This is a genomic window from Kitasatospora sp. NPDC088783 (genome assembly GCF_044750705.1).
Lineage (GTDB): Bacteria > Actinomycetota > Actinomycetes > Streptomycetales > Streptomycetaceae > Kitasatospora > Kitasatospora fiedleri.
Genome location: NZ_JBIVKJ010000001.1, coordinates 864,863 through 882,610, shown reverse-complemented (window position 1 = coordinate 882,610; position 17,748 = coordinate 864,863). Strand labels below are relative to the sequence as shown.

The 17,748-nt window shown below is 75.0% G+C and carries 16 protein-coding genes; 13 read left to right on the top strand and 3 right to left on the bottom strand.

Annotated elements, in window-relative coordinates; translation table 11 throughout:
* Window positions 1-2: 2 nt before the first annotated feature.
* Complete coding sequence (locus ACIP60_RS03885) at window positions 3-1,301, bottom strand: ABC transporter substrate-binding protein (RefSeq protein ID WP_400679671.1); 1,299 nt, start codon at window positions 1,299-1,301, stop codon at window positions 3-5.
* 366 nt (window positions 1,302-1,667) lie between these two features.
* Between ACIP60_RS03885 and ACIP60_RS03880 the strand changes: the two genes are divergently transcribed.
* From ACIP60_RS03880 to ACIP60_RS03830, 11 genes are all read left to right on the top strand, one after another.
* Entirely contained in the window at window positions 1,668-2,966 is a 1,299-nt protein-coding gene (locus ACIP60_RS03880) for an ROK family protein (RefSeq protein ID WP_400679669.1), read from the top strand.
* 485 nt (window positions 2,967-3,451) lie between these two features.
* Window positions 3,452-5,947: an RICIN domain-containing protein gene (locus tag ACIP60_RS03875; protein ID WP_400679667.1), complete on the top strand. Its 2,496-nt coding sequence runs from the start codon at window positions 3,452-3,454 to the stop codon at window positions 5,945-5,947.
* A gap of 222 nt (window positions 5,948-6,169) precedes the next feature.
* Window positions 6,170-6,865, top strand: a complete 696-nt coding sequence (locus ACIP60_RS03870) for a DUF6159 family protein (RefSeq protein WP_400679933.1) — start codon at window positions 6,170-6,172, stop codon at window positions 6,863-6,865.
* Window positions 6,866-7,111: 246 nt separating this feature from the next.
* Window positions 7,112-7,708, top strand: a complete 597-nt coding sequence (locus ACIP60_RS03865) for a winged helix-turn-helix domain-containing protein (protein WP_400679665.1) — start codon at window positions 7,112-7,114, stop codon at window positions 7,706-7,708.
* Complete coding sequence (locus tag ACIP60_RS03860) at window positions 7,705-9,027, top strand: MFS transporter (protein WP_400679662.1); 1,323 nt, start codon at window positions 7,705-7,707, stop codon at window positions 9,025-9,027. The genes ACIP60_RS03865 and ACIP60_RS03860 overlap by 4 nt, the downstream gene beginning before the upstream one ends.
* A gap of 391 nt (window positions 9,028-9,418) precedes the next feature.
* On the top strand, window positions 9,419-9,802 hold the full coding sequence (locus ACIP60_RS03855; protein WP_100839275.1) for a hypothetical protein: 384 nt from the start codon (window positions 9,419-9,421) through the stop codon (window positions 9,800-9,802).
* Window positions 9,802-10,986: a hypothetical protein gene (locus ACIP60_RS03850; RefSeq protein WP_400679658.1), complete on the top strand. Its 1,185-nt coding sequence runs from the start codon at window positions 9,802-9,804 to the stop codon at window positions 10,984-10,986. The genes ACIP60_RS03855 and ACIP60_RS03850 overlap by 1 nt, the downstream gene beginning before the upstream one ends.
* A gap of 79 nt (window positions 10,987-11,065) precedes the next feature.
* Window positions 11,066-11,455: a roadblock/LC7 domain-containing protein gene (locus ACIP60_RS03845; RefSeq protein ID WP_111552065.1), complete on the top strand. Its 390-nt coding sequence runs from the start codon at window positions 11,066-11,068 to the stop codon at window positions 11,453-11,455.
* A gap of 92 nt (window positions 11,456-11,547) precedes the next feature.
* Window positions 11,548-11,922, top strand: coding sequence for a hypothetical protein (locus tag ACIP60_RS03840; protein WP_400679656.1), 375 nt, complete (start codon window positions 11,548-11,550; stop codon window positions 11,920-11,922).
* Window positions 11,923-12,195: 273 nt separating this feature from the next.
* A complete protein-coding gene (locus ACIP60_RS03835) occupies window positions 12,196-13,641 on the top strand; it encodes an aminopeptidase P family protein (RefSeq protein WP_400679653.1) in 1,446 nt (481 codons plus the stop codon).
* 36 nt (window positions 13,642-13,677) lie between these two features.
* Window positions 13,678-14,310 carry an AAA family ATPase gene (locus ACIP60_RS03830; RefSeq protein WP_400679651.1) on the top strand — a complete coding sequence of 211 codons (633 nt, stop codon included), beginning with the start codon at window positions 13,678-13,680 and terminating at the stop codon, window positions 14,308-14,310.
* A gap of 27 nt (window positions 14,311-14,337) precedes the next feature.
* Here ACIP60_RS03830 and ACIP60_RS03825 read toward each other — a convergent pair whose 3' ends face one another.
* Window positions 14,338-15,357 (bottom strand): nitronate monooxygenase, encoded by a 1,020-nt coding sequence (locus ACIP60_RS03825; protein WP_400679649.1) that lies wholly within the window; start codon window positions 15,355-15,357, stop codon window positions 14,338-14,340.
* 104 nt (window positions 15,358-15,461) lie between these two features.
* Between ACIP60_RS03825 and ACIP60_RS03820 the strand changes: the two genes are divergently transcribed.
* Together ACIP60_RS03820 and ACIP60_RS03815 are read left to right on the top strand one after the other, a co-directional pair.
* The gene (locus ACIP60_RS03820) at window positions 15,462-16,004 is read left to right on the top strand and encodes a hypothetical protein (RefSeq protein ID WP_400679647.1); all 543 of its coding nucleotides are present in this window, start codon (window positions 15,462-15,464) and stop codon (window positions 16,002-16,004) included.
* A 97-nt stretch (window positions 16,005-16,101) separates the two neighbouring features.
* Window positions 16,102-16,575 carry a carboxymuconolactone decarboxylase family protein gene (locus ACIP60_RS03815; protein WP_400679645.1) on the top strand — a complete coding sequence of 158 codons (474 nt, stop codon included), beginning with the start codon at window positions 16,102-16,104 and terminating at the stop codon, window positions 16,573-16,575.
* A 224-nt stretch (window positions 16,576-16,799) separates the two neighbouring features.
* On the opposite strand, the gene ACIP60_RS03810 is transcribed toward ACIP60_RS03815, so the two are convergent.
* A complete protein-coding gene (locus tag ACIP60_RS03810; RefSeq protein ID WP_400679642.1) occupies window positions 16,800-17,699 on the bottom strand; it encodes a helix-turn-helix domain-containing protein in 900 nt (299 codons plus the stop codon).
* Between the last annotated feature and the right edge of the window lie 49 nt (window positions 17,700-17,748).

Genomic DNA, 17,748 nt, shown 5'->3' with positions numbered 1-17,748 from the left:
GGTCAGCCGACTTCCATGCCCTGGGTCTTCATCTCGGCCAGGGTCTGGGCCTGGGTGTCGGCCAGCGCGGCGTCCAGGGTGGTGGTGCCGGTGCCCGCCTTGCCGAGGCCGTCGCCGAGCGCGCCGGAGGTCTTGGTCATCACCGGGCCCCACTGGAAGCCGGGGTCGACGTGGGTGGCGGCGTCCTTGAAGACGTCGAAGACCCGCTGGCCGCCGTAGAACGGGTTGGGCTCGGCCAGCGCCGGGTTGTCCAGGCCGGAGAGGGCGGCGGGGTAGATGCCGGTCTCCTTGATCAGGTTGCCGACGCTGGCCGGGTCGGTGCCGAACCAGTGGGCGAACTCGACGGCCTGGGCGGGGTTCTCGCAGCCCTTCAGGACGGCGTTGGGGGTGCCGCCGGCGTTGCCCGCAGCGGGGGTGGCCGCGTCCCAGACCGGCATCGGGGCGACGGCCCAGTTGCCGGCGGTCTGCTTGACGCTGTCGGCCAGGATCGGGGTGTCCCAGACCGCGTTGACGTCGGAGAGGATGCTGCCCTCGCCCATGCCCTGGTAGAGGGCGGTGTCGAAGCTCGGCACGACCTTGACCAGCTTCCGGTCGATCAGGTCCTGCCAGAACGCGGCGACCTTCTTCGTCGCCGGGTCGTCCAGGTTCACGGTCCACTTGTCGCCGCTGGTGCCGAACCACTTGGCGCCGGCCTGCCAGGCGAGGCCGGCGAAGTTGTAGGCGTCGTTGCCGAAGTAGCCGATGTAGGCGTTCGGGTCGGCGGCGTGGACGGCCGCGGCGTCGGCGGCGTACTCGGCCCAGGTCTTCGGGGCCTGCTGGATGCCGTACTTGGCGAACAGGTCCTTGCGGTAGATGAACGCCATCGGGGCGGTGTCCACCGGCAGGCCGTAGGTGTGTCCGGCCACCCCGGACTGCGCGAACGCCCAGGACGCGTACTCCTTCGCGTACGGCGCGGCGGCCGGGGTGACGTCCTGGAGGGCGCCGGCGGCGGCGAAGGTGGGCAGCGTCTCGAAGCCGACCATGGCCACGCAGGGGGCGTTGCCGGCCTTCACGGCGCTGAGCAGCTTGGTGTAGCCGCCCTTGGAGCCGGGCGAGATCTTGCTGTAGACGACCTTGACGTCCGGGTGGGTGGAGTTGAAGAGCTCGACGGACTTCTCGTAGCCGGGGGCCCAGCCCCAGAACTCGATGGTGACCGGCCCGGCGGAGCGGCCCGCCGATCCGTCCGACCCGCAGGCGGCCGTGCCGGCCAGGGAGGCGAGCGCCACGGCGAGGGTGAGTGTTCTGAGCGCGCGGTTCTTCATGAGGAGGTCCTGTTCTGCTGCCTGCCGCGAGCGGACTCGGCCCCGGCGCGGCGGTGGGGGCCCGCTGAACACCCCGGGCCGTTAATTCGGCTAGTGTGTTAATTAAGGCGCGGGGCTGTCAAGGGGTGCGGTGGGCCGTTGCACAAACGCGACGAACGGCCGCACCCGCCGACCCGGTCGGGCAAAATGCCTGACGACAGGGTGAATTGACCCGTCCCACCGCATGTCGCGGGCGCCGCGGAGGCGGGATGGCGACCGGATCGGCACCCGGCGGCGGACGACGGCCGCGGTTATTTCATGTGGTGCATCAACTAATATGGGCAGGTCGACACCGGCCTGCCCCAGGTCTCGGAACGAGGAGAGCACGTGCGACAGACGCAGCGCGGCACCACCGGCACGGGCGGCCTCGCGAGCGCCGTCCTGGCGGGCCACCCCGAGGTCGCCGACAAGGCCTCACTGCGCCGCACCAACCTGGGCGTGATGCTGCGCCAGCTGCGGGAGAACGGCGCCCAGTCGCGCACCCACCTGGCCACCGCGAGCGGCCTGCCCAAGGCCACCGTCTCCGTCCTGGTCGCCGAGCTGATCCAGCGCGGCCTGGTCCGCGAGGGCGAACTCGACCGGGCCGGCGCGGTCGGCCGCCCGCACCGGATGGTCGAGCTCGACGGCCGCTGGATCTGCGGCGTCGGCGCCGAGGTCGGGCCCGACCACATCACCGTCCTCGCCCTCGACCTGCGCGGCACCGTGGTCCACCAGGACCGCCGCGCCCTCGACGTCCCCGCCCTCACCCCGCAGGCCGCCCTGCGCGAGGTCGCCGACCTGGTCGCGGACTGCCTCAGCGCGGTGGCCGAGCGCGGCATGCACACCATCGGGATCACCCTGATCACCCAGGGCTCGATCGACAGCGCCACCGGGACGGTCACCGTGGCCACCAACTTCGGCTGGCGCGACGTCCGGGCCGTCCACGAGCTGCGCGCCCGGCTGGGCCGGCACGCACCGCCCGTCCTGCTGGAGAACGACGCCGAGTCCGGCGCGCTCGCCGAGTACCTCGCCGCCCCCGGCCCCGACACCCGCGAACTCGTCTACGTCACCGGCGGGATCGGCGCCGGCGGGGCCGGCATCTCCGACGGCCGGCTGCTGCGCGGCTCCGAGATCGGCCACATGAAGCTCGACCGGCTCGACCGGCCCTGCGGCTGCGGGCGCACCGGCTGCTGGGAGGTCGCCGTCGGACTCCAGGCCCTGCTGGACGCCGCCGCCGACCCGGACGACCCGGTCCACGACCGCTCGGTCGACCTGGCCGAACGGCTCGGCGCGCTGCTCGACCGGGCCGACGCCGGGGAACCGCGCACCCTCGCCGCGCTGGCCGCCGTCGCCGAGGACCTGGCCCTCGGGCTCAGCGTCCTGGTGGACGTGCTGAACCCGCCCCGGATCGTCCTGGGCGGCTACTTCGCGGTCTTCGACCGTTACCTGGTCGGCCCGGCCCAGGAGTTCCTGGACCGCCGGCGGATCTCGCCCGGCTCCCAGCAGGTCGTCGTCTCCGCCTCCGCGCTCGGCCTCTCCAACGCGGCCCGCGGCGGCGCGCACCTGGCGCTGGAGGGGATCTTCCAGGACCCCTCCGACGTCCCGGTCCGGCCGGAGCCGGTCGAGGACGGGGTCCGCACCGCCTAGCCCGGCCGGGCCGGGCCGGGCCGGGCCGGGCCGGGCCGGGAGCAGCCAACGCCGCACCTCGGGCCGGGACTTGAACGTCGGCCCGAGCGGCGCTCCGGCGGCGGCCCGAGCGACCGCCCCGACGGCGACCCGGGCGGCGGCAGCTCTTGACTTCACTCCCGGGCACTGCCACGGTGTGCGTGAAGTTGCTCAAAGACCCGCAGGAAAACGCAACTTCGAACAGCGCGTCTCCCCGGCCGTCCGCGGGGCGGCCCCCTGGAGCCCCGCGGCGGCCCGCGGGCGCTCACACCGACCGCTCCGGCACGTCCCGGCCACTCCGTACCGGCCCCACCCCCCGTACCGGCTCACCCCCGCACCGGCACGCCGCACATCCGCGCGCCCGCACCGCCGTCCCCCCCTGCGGTTCTGGACGGCGGGCACCGCGCGCCCACCGGTCGGGGACCGGTGCCCCCACCGCGAAGCACCTCGTCACCGAAGGAGCATCCGTGCCATCCCCCCGCAGAGCCCTCGCGGCCGTGTTCGCCGCCGCCGTCCTGCCGCTGTCCGCCGGGGTCGCCACGGCCCCGGCCTCGGCGGCACCGGCCCCGCCCGCCGCCACGTACACCGTCGGCGTCGGATCGCCCGTGCCGTACACGCATCCGACCGACACCCAGGCGAGCCCGTACCTCGACAAGGACGGCACCTTCTACTTCCAGCAGTCCGCCGCCCTCTACGGCGCGAACGACCCCAGGTACTGGGACTTCTTCACCGGCACCGACTTCGACACCGCGACCCGCTCCGGCGCGATCAGCGGCGCCGTCAACCCGGCCAACAGCAGCGACCGGAACGACGACACCACCTGGCGCTGCAACAACAGCCCCACCGGCCGCGAGGCCACCGCCGCGCCGAGCGGCTCCGGCTACGCGCAGAAGAACTACTGCGACCTGGCGGGGGTCTGGGTCGACCCGGACACCGGCGACTGGTACGGGCTGGTGCACAACGAGTTCACGCCCCAACCCTTCGGGGACGGGCTGCACTTCGACGCGATCGACTACGCCGTCTCCAAGGACCAGGGCCGGACCTGGAACATCGCGGACCACGTGATCACCTCCCCCTACAGCACGACCCGGGGCGACACCACCGCGTTCCCGAACCAGACGTACTCCTACGGCGACGGCGACCAGCGGCTGTACGTCGACACCGCCTCCGGGTACTTCTACGTCTTCTACGGCTCGCGGATCGTCGACAAGAACGGCGGCTGGAAGGCGTTCTACGAGCACGTGGCCCGCGCCCCGATCTCCGCCAAGATGGCGCCCGGCTCCTGGCGCAAGTGGTACGACGGCGCCTGGACCCAGCCCGGCACGGGCGGCCGGGAGAGCAACGTCGTCCCGGTCGGCTCCGGCAGCACCACCGGGTACACCCCCGTCTCCGGCGAGTACGACCCGGCGAACACCGGCACCGCGGCCCAGCAGATCGCGGCCGGCAAGATGCCCCCGACCTCGCCGTTGTTCGTCATGAACATCACCTACGACGCCCACCTGAAGCTGTACGTCGGCGAGCCCCAGGCCGTCGACCAGAGCGGATCGGCGCCCCAGCAGCTCTACGCCACCGCCGACCTCTCCACCCAGAAGTGGTTCCCGCTCGGCGACACCGGCAGCTACCGCACCGCCTCCTGGTACCGCTGGTTCCTCGACGGCGCGAGCCGGACGGGCAGCGCGATCGTCGGCCGGAGCTTCCGCTCCTACTGCGCGTTCGGCTGTTCGAAGAAGCCGGACGGCAGCACCTCCTCCGGCGAGTACGTCGACGTCACCCTGGACGCCTCCGCCACCGCCCCCGGGCCGGTCGACGAGACCGGGTCGTACCGGATCGGCAGCGGGGCCGGGCGGGTGCTCGCCCAGGTCTCCGGCGGCTCCGCCACCACCTCCGTGGGCAGCGCCACCGGCTCCGCCCTGGAGTCCTGGACCTTCACCGGCAACGGCGACGGCTCCTACCGGATCGCCAACGCCGCCACCGGCGGGCTGCTCGGGGTGGACTCCACCACCACCGCGGGCCGCGCCTGGGGCGCCCGGCCCACCGTCACCGCCGCCGGCTCCGGCGGGCCCGCCGTCGGCCAGCAGTGGTGGGTCGTCCCCGGCACCGCCGCCGACAACACCCCCACCGGCACCGTCCGCCTGGTCAACCGCTACAGCGGCCTGGTGATCGGCCTCTCCGCGGACGCCGGCCGCCCCGCCGAGACCACCCCCGCCCGCAGCTGGACCAACACCACCGGCAACTCCGTCGGCGGCACCCGCACCGCGGGCGAGCAGACCCTCACCCTCACCCGGACCGGCCCGGCGCCCGAGAGCGTCTCGGTCTCCTCCCCCGGCGACCAGTCCGGCAGCCTCGGCACGGCCGTCTCGCTCCAGCTCACCGCCCACGACAGCGCCGGCAAGCCCCTCGCCTTCACCGCCACCGGCCTGCCCGCCGGGCTGACCATCAGCCCCGCCGGCCTGGTCTCCGGCACCCCGACGGCCGCCGGGGCCTCCACCGTCACCGTCACCGCCTCCTCCGGCACCGCCACCGGCACGGTGTCCTTCGGCTGGGCCGTCGCCCCGGTCCTCAGCGGCGCCCACACCCTGGTCACCGGCGGCAAGGCCCTGGACGACCCCGACCACTCCCTCGACCAGGGCACCCAGCTCATCACCTGGGGCGCCAACGGCGGCAGCAACCAGAGCTGGACCTTCACCCGGCAGCCGGACGGCAGCTACCAGATCACCAACGTCCTCTCCCACCTGTGCGTGGACGTCAGCGGCGGCTCCGGCGCGGCCGGCGCGCAGATCATCCAGTGGGCCTGCACCGGCGGCGCCAACCAGCGCTGGGTGGTCACCCCCACCACCGGCGGCTACCGGATCACCTCCCGGAGCAGCGGCCTGTCCCTGACCACCGCCTCCACCGCCAACGGCGCGGCCGTCACCCAGCAGACCGACACCGGCTCCGCCCTCCAGCGCTGGACCATCGGCTGACCCTCCCGTCCGCCCGCCCGCCCGTCGGCCCACCCGAGCGGGCGAGCGGGCGCCGAACGGTCCCGGCCCGGGGCGGTGGCACCTCCGTGCCGGACGGTCCGCAGGCCCGCGTAGCCTGTGGCGCGTCAACGAGGCACGACCGTCCGTGGGGGCCCTTCCGTGAGTACCGTTCAGCCCGTTCGCGCGTCCTTCCGGATGGTGCGGAACAACCGCCGCTTGCTGGTGTTCCCGCTGCTCGGCGGTGCTGCTGCGGCGCTGGTGGTCGGTGTCCTGGCGGTGCCGGCGCTGCTCCGGGGCTGGGCCGACCCGTCGCCGTCCGCCTCCGCCGTGGCCGCCGTGGCCGCCGTGGCCGTCGGCTACCTCCTGGCGGGGTTCGTGTTCACCCTCTGCGGCGCCGCGATGGTCTGCGCGGTCGATGACGTGCTGCGGGGGGAGCCCGTCCGGGTCGGCGTGAACTGTCGGCGGGCCCTGCGGCACTGGCGGCGGCTGCTGGCGTGGAGCCTGCTCAACACGACGGTCCTGGTGCTCGTCCGGCAGCTGGAGCGGGTTCCGGTCATCGGCTGGTTCATGGACGGCCTGTTCAGCACCGGATGGGCCGTCGCCACCTACCTGGCGCTGCCGGCCATGATGATCGACGGCCTCGGAATCGCCGAGGGCACCCGCCGGTCGGCCCGGATGCTGCGCGAGACCTTCTCCCGGCAGGTGTACGGCTCGGTGTGGATCGCGGTGCCCCTGGTCCTCTCGGTGATCGTCGGGTTCGTGGCGTTCATGCTCGGGGCGGAATCGAACAGCGCGGGCCTCGCCGCCGCGGGCGGGGTGCTCGCCGCCCTGCTCCTGGCCTGCGCGCTGCTGGCGGGGGCCACGGTCTCCGGAATCTTCCGCACCGTGCTCTACCGGGACGTCTCCGTCGCGGCCTGACGCCCCGGAGCCGATCGCCCCGCCCACGGCACGCCGGTCGCCGATGTCCTGCGACTCCTACCCGATCGGGGGGCGGAACAGCACCGGCACCCGGATCGAGGTGGTCCGGGAGGCCGAGGGCGGCCGGCTCACCACGGTCAGGGTCGGTCCGGCGGCCTGAGCGGGCCGTGGTCTACTGGACCCGGACCCACTGAACCCGGTGGTCGGCGGCTTGTAAAGAACTCTTTCCAAAGCTAGCTTTAGAACATGAGCGAACCGCCGCCGGCCATCCGGCTCACCGACCCGCGCGCCCTGCGCGCCTACGCCCATCCCACCCGGATGGCACTGGTGGGCCTGCTCCGCCTGCACGGGCCGCTGACCGCGACCCGGGCCGCGGAGCTGCTCGGCACCGAGTCGGTGGCGAGCTGCTCCTTCCACCTGCGCCAGCTCGCCAAGTACGGCCTGGTGGAGGAGGCGGGCGGCGGGCGCGGCCGGGAGAAGCCCTGGCGCGCGACCGCCGCCTTCACCAGCTGGGACGCCGCCCCCGCCGACCCGGAGCGGGCCGCCGCCACCGAGGCGCTGCAACGGGCCGTGCTGGACGGCTACTTCGCCCGCGCCACCAGCTGGCTGCTGCGCCGCGGCGAGAGCAGCCCCGAGTGGCGCGAGGCCGCCTCCTTCGGCGACAGCGCCGTCCTGGTCACCGCCGCGGAACTCACCGAACTCGAAGCCCGCGTCGAGGAGTTGATCCGTCCCTACGCGGAGCGGCTGGGCCGCCCCGGCCCGCCCCCCGCGGGCGCCCGGGCCGTCCAGCTGATCCGGCTCGCCGTCCCCACCGACCCCGCCCCGGAGGGGGAAGCACCGTGACCCTCCTCGCCACCCGCCCGGCCGCCGCCGTCCGCCGCCGGATACCCGAGCTGCTGCACGAACCGGCCTTCCGCCGCTACTGGACCGGCCAGACCGTCTCCTCGCTCGGCGACCAGATCACCCTGCTGGTGATCCCGCTGATCGCGGTCGCCACCCTGCACGCCGACGCCGCCCAGATGGGCTACCTGAGCGCCGCCGGCTACCTCCCCTACCTGCTGTTCTCGCTGCACGCGGGCGGCTGGGCCGACCGCTACGGGCGCCGCCGCCGGATGATGATCGCCACCGACCTGGGCCGGGCCGCCGCCCTGCTGACCGTCCCGATCGCCCACGCGGCCGGGGTGCTGACCCTGACCCAGCTGTACGCGGTGGTGCTCGCCGTCGGCGTGCTGTCGGTGTTCTTCCACGTCTGCAACCCGCCGCTGTTCGTCGCCCTGGTGCCCGCCGAGCGCTACCTCAGCGGCAACGCGCTGATCAACGGCAGCCGGGCCGCCACCTACGTGGCCGGCCCCGGCCTCGGCGGCCTGCTGGTCCAACTCCTGGCCGCCCCGCTGGCGCTGGTGGTGGACGCGGCCTCCTTCCTGGTCTCCGCGCTGTTCCTGCGGAAGATCGACCCGGTCGAACCGCCGCCCGCCGAGAAGGGGCACAGCGGCGCCGCGGAGGGCCTGCGCTGGATCCGGCGCGACCCGGTGATCCGGGCCTCGCTGCTCGGCACCGCCACCGTCAACCTGTTCACCTTCGTCATCGGCGCCCTGTTCGTCCTCTACGCCACCCGCGAACTGCGCTTCAGCGCCGGCCTGCTGGGCGCGGTGATGGCCGCCGCCGCGGTCGGCACCCTGCTCGGCGCGGCCCTCACCGGCCGGCTCGCCGCCCGGATCGGCATCGGCCCCGCCTTCCTGCTCGGCCTGGTGCTCTTCCCCGCCCCGCTGCTGCTGATCCCGCTCGCGGGCGGCTCGGTCGCCGCCGCCGCGGCCCTGCTGTTCGGCGCCGAGTTCCTCTCCGGCGTCGGCGTGATGATCCTCGACATCTCGGCCGGCACCATCTTCGCCGCCTGCATCCCCGACGCCCTGCGCTCCCGCGTCTTCGGCGCCTACCAGGCCGTCAACTACGGCGTGCGCCCGCTCGGCTCGCTGCTCGGCGGCCTCCTCGGCAGCACCCTGGGGCTGCGCCCCGCGCTGTGGATCGCCGCCGTCGGCGCGGTCTGCTCCGCCCTGTGGGTGCTGGCCTCCCCCATCCCGCGGATGCGCGAACTGCCCGTCCGGCCGGAGCCCGCCGAGGACGCGTCCCGGGCGACGGCCCAGGAGCCGACCGCCACGCGCTGACAGCCGTGCGCCGACCGGCGCTCCCCCGACGGCCGTACCCCGGCAACCTCGCCGCGGTGTACGGCCGTCGGCGTTCGCGCCGCCGCCCGTCTCACCGCCCGTCTCACCGCCCGTTTCGCCGTCCGGGTCGCTGCCCTCATCGCCGTCCGCAGCACGTCCGCGGCAGCGTTCACGTCGCTGTTCGCGTCACTCGGCGGACCGGTCGGCCCCGGCGGCGGTGGCCCAACCGGCGGCGCACCCTAGCGCATTCGCGCATATGCCCGAGGGATATGACCGAAAGTCTCGCTCTCCCGTGGCGACGCCGGTAGCGTTGCGTCCTGGTCAGACTACCGCAGGTGAAGGCGGTGACGGCGACGCACCGTGCCCGCACGGTGGGGAGGGAACGCGGTTCGTGTCCGGGATCGAGGAGTGCCTTGCGGAAGCCATGGGGATCACCGGCGCCCTGGGGGTCAGCCTGGTCGACTGGACCAACGGCCTGGCCATAGGCACCGCCGGTCTCGGCCCCGACGGCGACCACGAGGTCGGTGCGGCCGACGCCACCGAACTCGCCCGGGCGGTCACCCAGACCCCCTCGTTCGCCGACCCGGACACCGGCGCGCCGCCCGCCGAGGACGTCATCGTCACCTCCGGGGCCCACTACCACCTGCTGCGCTTCGTCCCCGCGTCCTTCGACGCCAACGTCTTCCTCTACCTGCGGCTGGACCGGGAACACGCCAACCTGGCGATGGCCCGACTGCGGCTGGCCGCCGTCGCCGACCGGCTGGTGCTCTCCTGATGTGGCCCACCGACACCCTCGCCCCGGCACCGCAACCGCCCGTGCCCTCGCTCCCGTCCGTCCCGGTCGCTTCGGTCGCGCCGGTCGTCCCGCCGATGCCGTCCGTGCCGCCGCTGCTGGTGGCCTCACCGGTCTCGGTGCACCGACTCGCCCCCGCCGCCGGGCCGTTCGGCCACGCCGCCGAGGTCCCCGGCCCGTACCTGACCGCCGACCGGCCCGCCGAACCGCAGGGCACCGGAGTGCAGGGCGCCGAACAGCGGGACGCCGGACCGGTGGCCGCCGAGCCCCCGGCCGCCGAGCCCCCGGCCGCCGAACAACCGGCCGTCCGGCCGCGGGCCCACGCGGCGCCGCTGCCGCGCCGCCGGCGCTCCAGCTGCGCGCCCGCCACCACCTTCGAGGCCGCGCTGACCGACCTCGCCGCCGACGGCTCCACCGGCGCCCTGCACGGCCCGGACGGCGCGGTGCACCTGTCCGGCGGCCTGGTGGTGCACGCCGAGGCGCCGGGCGCGGCGACCGTCGGCCACCTGCTGACCGGGGCCGGGCGGATCACCCTGCGCGAGTGGGAGAACAGCCTGCTGCTGGGGGCCGGACGGCACGCCGAGTACCTGGTGGGCAGCGGTCTGATCGGCCCGGGCGAACTCGAACTCGCCCGGCTGGCCGCCACCTTGGACGGCGCGCAGGACGCGCTCGCCCAGCACGACGGCGAGTTGCGCTTCGACCCGGTCGCCCGCCCGGCGTTCCGGCTGGCCCGCCCGCTCTCGGTGCTGGAGCTGCGCGGCGCGATCGGCCGCCGCCGCTCGCTGCTGGACGGCTGCTGGCCGTCCGCCGAGCTGGACCGGGCGCCGCTGCGGGCCACCGGCGCCGCCCCGACCCGCCGCACCGCGGTGCCGCGCCGCCGACGGCAGGCGCTGCTGGCCGCGGCCGACGGTACCCGCACCGCGCCCGAGCTGGCCCGGCTGCTGGGGCGCTCCACCTACGGCACGCTGCTGGACGTCCGGCAGTTGGCCGCGGCGGGGCTGCTCGCGGCCCCGCGGCCGGCCGCCGTCCCCGACCCGCCCCCGGCCGCCGTGCCGCAAGCCGCGCCACCGGACGTGCTGCTGCCGCCCGGTCCGCGCTCCCACGACTCCTCGGACCCGGAGGTGGGCCTGCTGCTCCGACTACGCGCCGCTCTGGAGGCCCTGTGACCGCCCCGCCCGCCCGTCCCGTCCCGCCGACCCCGTCATGAAGCGGACCTTTCGACAACTGACCGCGAGGAGGACCCCCGTGCTGCCGGAGGCCGAGGTGCAGGCCGAACTGCGGGGCCTGCGGGCGAGGATCCCGCACCTGACCGGGTCGCTGGTGGCCACCATCGACGGCCTGGTGGTGGCGCACGACGCGCCCGCGCTGGAGCCGGAGGGCGTGGCCGCGCTGACCGCGGCCGCGCTGGGCGTGGGTTCCCGGCTGACCGAGGCGACCGGGCAGGGCGCCTTCCGGGAGCTGATCACCCGCGGCGAGCGCGGCTACACCGCGACGTACGCGGCCGGCGCGTACACGGTGCTGACCCTGCTGGCCGGTCCACAGGCCAACGTGGGCCGGCTGCACCTAGAGGCCCGTCGGGCCGGGGCGCGGATAGCGGCCCTGGCCGACACCGACCTCGACCGGACGACCTTCTGACCCCGGACGCCCCTCCCACCCTGCGGTACACCCGTCGCTCCAAAGAGCTGACGAGTCGTCAATTCCTTTCACGGAAGAGGTACTTGGAAAAAATGGCTGCTGTGGAAACCGCCCTCAAGGACATCATGAGCGCGATCGAGGGCACCATCGGCGTCGCCCTGGTCGACTACAACAGCGGTATGGCGCTGGGCACCGTCGGCGGCAGCGCGGAGCTGGACCTCAACGTCGCGGCCGCGGGCAACACCGACGTGGTGCGGGCCAAGCTGCGCGCGATGGAGCTGCTCAACCTGAACGAGGCGATCGAGGACATCCTGATCAGCCTCTCCACCCAGTACCACCTGATCCGGCCGCTGACCTCGCGCACCGGCAAGGGCCTGTTCCTGTACCTGGCACTGGACCGCAACCGGGCCAACCTGGCGATGGCCCGGCACCAGTTGAAGCGGATCGAGGCCGACCTGGAGGTGTGACCTGCGCAGGGCGAGCAGGCCCCCGGTGGGAACGCGGACGGACGGCTCCGTCCCGCCGACCGGGGCCCGCGCCCGGGGGCGGCGGGGCAGCGAGGCAGCGGACGGTCTGCCGTTAGGCGGGGATGCGTCCCGCCCGGAGGTCTGGCCCGGTATGAGGTGTGACAGGTAACGTGGCAATGTGAAATTTCACTGTGCGGCGAGTCGGCCGGCCCGTCACCACCGCACACCCGGACCGCCCGGACCGCCCGGACCACCTCGGAGGAGCCCCCGCCGATGACCGACCAGCCCGCCCTGAACACCGGCAGCCACGACCTCCCCGTCAGCCCCGCCCTGGCCGCCCACATGACCGGCCAGTGGGCCGCCACCCCGCTGCCCGCCGACGCGCGCGTCCCCGGGTACGCCCACTTCCCGGGCCGCCGCGCCCGGCTCGCCGCCGCCTTCCCCGGCGAGCGGCTGCTCGTCCCCGCCGGGCAGTTGAAGGTCCGCAGCAACGACTGCGACCACCGCTTCCGCCCGCACAGCGCCTACGCCCACCTCACCGGCCTGACCGGCGAGGAGCAGGTCGGCCACGTCCTGGTGGTCGAACCGGACGGCGAACCCGTCCTGTACCTGCGCCCCCGCTCCGACCGCTCCGGCGGCTCCGGCGAGTTCTACCGCGACCGCCGCTACGGCGAGTTCTGGGTCGGCCGGCGCGCCGACCTGGGCGAGGCCGCCCGGCTCACCGGCCTGCGCACCGCCCACCTCGACGACCTGCCCGAGCTGTTCACCGGCAGCGTCCCCACCCGGGTGCTGTCCGGCGTCGACCCGGTGCTCGACGCCCTGGCCGGCCGCCCGGCCGCCGCACACGCCGCCCCCGACGGCCGGCTGGCCGCCGCGCTCTCCGAACTGCGCCTGGTCAAGGACGCCTGGGAGGTCGAGCAGCTCCAGCTCTCCGTCGACCACACCACCGCCGGGTTCGCCGACGTCGTCCGCGCCCTGCCCGCCGCCCTGCGCCACCACCGCGGCGAACGCGTGCTCGAAGGCGCCTTCAACGCCCGCGCCCGCGCCGAGGGCAACGGCACCGGCTACGAGACCATCGTCGCCTCCGGCGCGCACGCCTGCGTCCTGCACTGGATCCGCAACGACGGCCCGCTGGACGCCTCGGAGCTGCTACTGCTCGACGCCGGCGTGGAGACAGACACCCTCTACACCGCCGACCTCACCCGCACCCTCCCGCTCTCCGGCACCTTCGCCCCCGCCCAGCGCGACGTCTACCAACTCGTCCTGGCCGCCCAGGACGCCGCCATCGCCACCCTGCGCCCCGGCGCCTCCTTCCGCGCGTTCCACCGGGCCGGCATGCGCGTCATCGCCGAGGGCCTGGCCGCCTGGGGCCTGCTGCCGGTCCCCGCCGAGGAGGCCCTCCGGGAGGACTCCGGCCTCTACCGGCGCTACACCCTCTGCGGCAGCGGCCACATGCTCGGCCTCGACGTGCACGACTGCGCGAAGGCCCGCGCCGGGACGTACCTGGACGGCGTCCTCGAGGAGGGCATGGTCCTCACCGTCGAACCCGGCCTCTACCTCCAGCCCGACGACCTCACCCTCCCGCCCGAACTGCGCGGCCTCGGCGTCCGCATCGAGGACGACCTCGTCATCACCGCCGACGGGGCCCGCCTGATGTCCCACGCCCTCCCCCGCGAACCCGACGCCGTCGAATCCTGGATGGGCGACCTGCTCGGCTGAGCCGCCTCCCCCGGGGCCCGCAGTAGAGTCCGGGGCATGCTCCTGTGGATCAACGGGCCCTTCGGCGGCGGGAAGACGCAGACCGCGCACGAGCTCCGGCGGCGGCTGGCCGGCAGCGTCGTCTGCGACCCCGAGCACGTGGGCTTCGGCCTGCACCGGATGACGCCCCCCGCCCTGCGCGGGGACTTCCAGGACCTCCCCGCCTGGCGGCAGGGCGTGTACGAGGTGCTGGACCGCGCCCTCACCGGGCACGACGGGACGGTGATCGTGCCGATGACGGTCGTGGAGCCCGCGTACTTCCGCGAGACCGTCGGCCGGCTGCGCGAACGCGGCCACGACGTCCGGCACTTCGCGCTGCTGGCCGAGCGCGGGACGGTGCTCCGCCGACTGCGCGAGCGTGGCTTCGGGCACGCCGTGGGGCTCCTCGCCGGGAAGGACGCCCCGCTGCGCCGGGAGAGCTTCGCCGTGGCGAAGCTCGACCTGTGCCTGGAGCGCCTGCGCGGGGACGAGTTCGCCGCGCACCTGTGGACCGACCGCCTCAGCGTCCCGCAGGTCGCCGACCGGATCGCCGCCGCCTGCGGGCTGGCGCTCGCGCCGAACACCGACGGCGCGCTGCGCGGGCGCCTGCGCCGGGCCTGGACGGGGGCCCGACACATCCGGTTCGACTGAGCCGCCGACGCCCCGCCGCCCCCGCTCTCACCCCGCGCGCAGCGCGTCCCGCCACAGGTCGCGGGTGACGTCCGCCGCCCCGCCCGTGCGGGCCCGGCGGTGGGCGGTGCCCGCCCACAGGTGCATCGCCGCCAGGTCGCCGCGGCGGCCCGCGGCCGCCCTGAGCGGCTGGGTGAGGTGGTGCACCTCCGGGTACGCCGCCGGGGCGTGCCCCTCGTGGCGGTCGGTGAACGCGTTGCGCAGCCCGCGCGCCGGGCGGCCGGTGAAGGCCCGGGTGACGGTGGTGGCGTCCAGTTCGACCAGGGCCCGGCGGTGCGCGGCGGACGCCCCGGACTCCGCGGTGCGCAGGTACGCGGTGCCGAGCTGCACGGCCGCCGCACCGGCCCCGAGCGCCGCGGCGATCGCCGCCCCGTCCCCCAGCCCGCCCGCGGCGATCAGCGGCAGCGCGGTCACCTCCCGTACGGCGGCCAGGAGTTCGAGCAGCGGAAGCGTCCCGGGCGGGTCCTCGGCGCGGTGCGTACCGCGGTGCCCGCCGGCCTCCGGGCCCTGGACGACGAGCGCGTCGAGGCCGAGCGCGGTCGCGGCCCGGGCTTCCGCGGGGCTGGTCACGGTGCCGACCTGCCGGATGCCGGCGGCCCGGACGGCGGCGGCCTCGGCCGGTTCGGGCAGCCCGAAGGTGTACGACACCCAGTCGACCGGGTCGCGCAGCAGCAGTTCGACCTTGGCGTCCCAGTCGTCGCGGTCGGCCGGGATCTCGGCGGGCAGTTCGACCCCCCACCGCAGCGCCTCGGGCCGCAGCCGCTCCCGGTAGGCGTCCACCGCCCCGGACGGTGCGGGCGGCCCGGGGACGAACAGGTTCACGCCGATCGGCCGGTCCGTCAACTCCCGCGCCCTCTGCACCTGTTGGCGCACCCCCTCGGCACTGCGGTACCCCGCCGCGAGGAACCCGAGCCCCCCGGCCCCGTTCACGGCAGCCACCAACTCGGGGGTCCCCGCCCCACCCGCCATCGGCGCCACGACCACCGGCACCGCCCACTCCGCACCCATCCCGCGCTCCCTCCACCGCCCCCCGCCCGCCACCCTACGCCGCCCCGCACCACCCCCCGGCCTGCCACCACGGCGCGAATGTTCCGACAGGCGGGAGGCACGTGGTGGACACCGACCGGGGCAGGCGGGCGGCGCCTCCGACCGCCTACCGCCACGTCGGCCCGCCGGTCATCCGCGCCGCGGCCCGCGACGCGCCGCCGGGCACCCCGGTCGCCTCGGCCGCGCAACTGTCCGACCGGCTCGGGCGGCAGCCCGCCCCGGCCGGGCCGTTCACCTGCACGGTCGGGACGGACGGGGTGCTGCGGCCGGCGGACCGGCGCAGCGAGCACGTGGCGTGCGCGGGCGGCGGGGCGGTGCCGGGCGCGGGTGAGGTGGAGTTCGCGCGGGCGGCGGACGGCGGCCACCGCGCGGTGGAGATGTCGAACCCGTCGACCGGCTACTGCCCGGACACCGCGTGCCGGCCGGCCGTCGCGGCGGCGCTGGAGCGGGCCGGGGTGCGGCACCCGGGCGGGTTCACGTACGCGGCGGTGTTCCGGCGTTGCCCGGAGTGCGGGGAGACCTCCCTGGCGCGGGAAGGGTTCTTCGTGTGCGTCTTCTGTGAATCCGAGCCGCCTGCGCGGTGGAACGCGGGCCCGCCGATAGCGTGACGGGCGTCACACCCGAGGGCTGTCACATCGGGGACGGCCGCGGGGTCAGACCTTCGAAAGCACGCGACGACCGTTCGAAGAACAAGGAGCCACCACCATGGACGCACGCCTCGACTACTTCGCCAACCCGCTCGGCGCGAAGTTCCTGAAGTACATCAACTCGGCCGGCCACGCCCTGGGCCTGTCGGCGCTCCCGATGTCGACCCAGGAGCTGGTGAAGATCCGCGCCAGCCAGATCAACGGCTGCGGTTTCTGCACCGACATGCACACCAAGGACGCCGCGCACGCCGGGGAGACCCAGCAGCGGCTCAACCTGGTCGCCGCCTGGCGCGAGGCCAAGGTCTTCACCGAGGCCGAGCGCGCCGCGCTGGAACTCGCCGAGCAGGGCACCCGGATCGCGGACGCCGCGGGCGGGGTCAGCGACGACGCCTGGGCGGAGGCCGCCAAGCACTACGACGAGGAGCAGCTGGCCGCGCTGGTCGGCCTGATCGCCCTGATCAACACCTACAACCGGATCAACGTGATCATCCAGCAGCCCGCCGGCGACTACGTGCCCGGCCAGTTCGCCTGACCCACCCCGCCCCCGGCCGCCCCCGCCCCACCGTCAGGGCAGGGTGCGGCCGGTCCGCCCCCGGGACGGGCGAGGGGCACGGTGGCCGTCGGCAGCGGGGGCTCGACGGTGGACTCCGGCAGGGTGGCGAGGATGTCCTCCTCGCGCGCGAGGCAGCGGCGCATCGACGCCTTCCCCACCCCGCCCCCCGCCCCCGTTTCCGCAGCCCGCTCCGCAGGGGCGGGTCAGCCGGGGGTCCGCGCCACCGGTATCCACAGCTGCGCGGAGGACTCCCCCGGACCGTCCGGCACCGGCCGGACCCGCAGGATCTCCGGGCCGGGCCGGTACTCGTACGGGTTGGACGGCATCCACCGGGCCGCCACCTCGGCCCACAGCTGCTGCAGCGCCTGCGGGAACGGCCCGGTGTTCTCGAACACCGCCCAGCTGCCGGCGGGGCAGTCCAGCACGTCGAGGTCGGCGGGCAGGTCGTCCGCGTCCGCGCCGCTGACCACCGCGTGGTAGTAGTCGAGCAGGCTGCCCTCCGCGAAGCCGTCCAGGCCGTCCGGGCCCTCCTCCGGCAGCCGCACGGTCGCCGCGACCAGGCCCTGCGGGTCCTGGTCGGACAGGGCGGTGATCCGCCGCACGGTCTCCGCCGGGATGCCCCGGACGTGCTCGGCGATGTGCGGGTTGACGCCCTCGTGGACCAACGGGACCCGGGCCTTGCGGCCCACCACCCGGAACGCTTCCTTCTCCACGATGCGGTACCGCATGGTGGCACTCCCTTCGACGACGAGACGGAAGGAGAGCCGGGGCTGCGCGTTCAGCACCGCCCCGGAGCGCCGGGCTTCCCCGGGGCCGACCCCGTGCAGGGCCCGGAACGCCCGGGCGAAGGACTCCCCGGAGCCGTAGCCGTAGCGCACCGCGACGTCCAGCAGCGACGGCTCCCCGGCCAGCACCTCGGCCGCCGCGACGGTCAGCCGCCGGCGCCGCACGTACTCCGACAGCGGCATCCCCGCCAGCGAGGAGAACAGCCGCCGGAAGTGGTACTCCGAGGTGGCGGTGATCCGGGCCAGCTCGGCCACCTCCAGTCTCCGGTCGAGGTGCTCCTCGACGTGGTCCATCGCCTGGTTCAACCGCTCCAGCAACCCCGTTCCCCTTCCCTTTCCTTGCCACCGACCCTAGGCGGGGCCCGCC

What these genes read in the sequence shown, in the direction of transcription:
- ACIP60_RS03885 (WP_400679671.1), bottom strand. Translation starts at nt 1,301, where the DNA reads ATGAAGAACCGCGCGCTCAGAACACTCACCCTCGCCGTGGCGCTCGCC.
- ACIP60_RS03865 (WP_400679665.1), top strand. Translation starts at nt 7,112, where the DNA reads ATGAGCGAACCGCCGCCGGCCATCCGGCTCACCGACCCGCGCGCCCTG.
- ACIP60_RS03850 (WP_400679658.1), top strand. Translation starts at nt 9,802, where the DNA reads ATGTGGCCCACCGACACCCTCGCCCCGGCACCGCAACCGCCCGTGCCC.
- ACIP60_RS03840 (WP_400679656.1), top strand. Translation starts at nt 11,548, where the DNA reads ATGGCTGCTGTGGAAACCGCCCTCAAGGACATCATGAGCGCGATCGAG.
- ACIP60_RS03835 (WP_400679653.1), top strand. Translation starts at nt 12,196, where the DNA reads ATGACCGACCAGCCCGCCCTGAACACCGGCAGCCACGACCTCCCCGTC.
- ACIP60_RS03830 (WP_400679651.1), top strand. Translation starts at nt 13,678, where the DNA reads ATGCTCCTGTGGATCAACGGGCCCTTCGGCGGCGGGAAGACGCAGACC.
- ACIP60_RS03825 (WP_400679649.1), bottom strand. Translation starts at nt 15,357, where the DNA reads ATGGGTGCGGAGTGGGCGGTGCCGGTGGTCGTGGCGCCGATGGCGGGT.
- ACIP60_RS03815 (WP_400679645.1), top strand. Translation starts at nt 16,102, where the DNA reads ATGGACGCACGCCTCGACTACTTCGCCAACCCGCTCGGCGCGAAGTTC.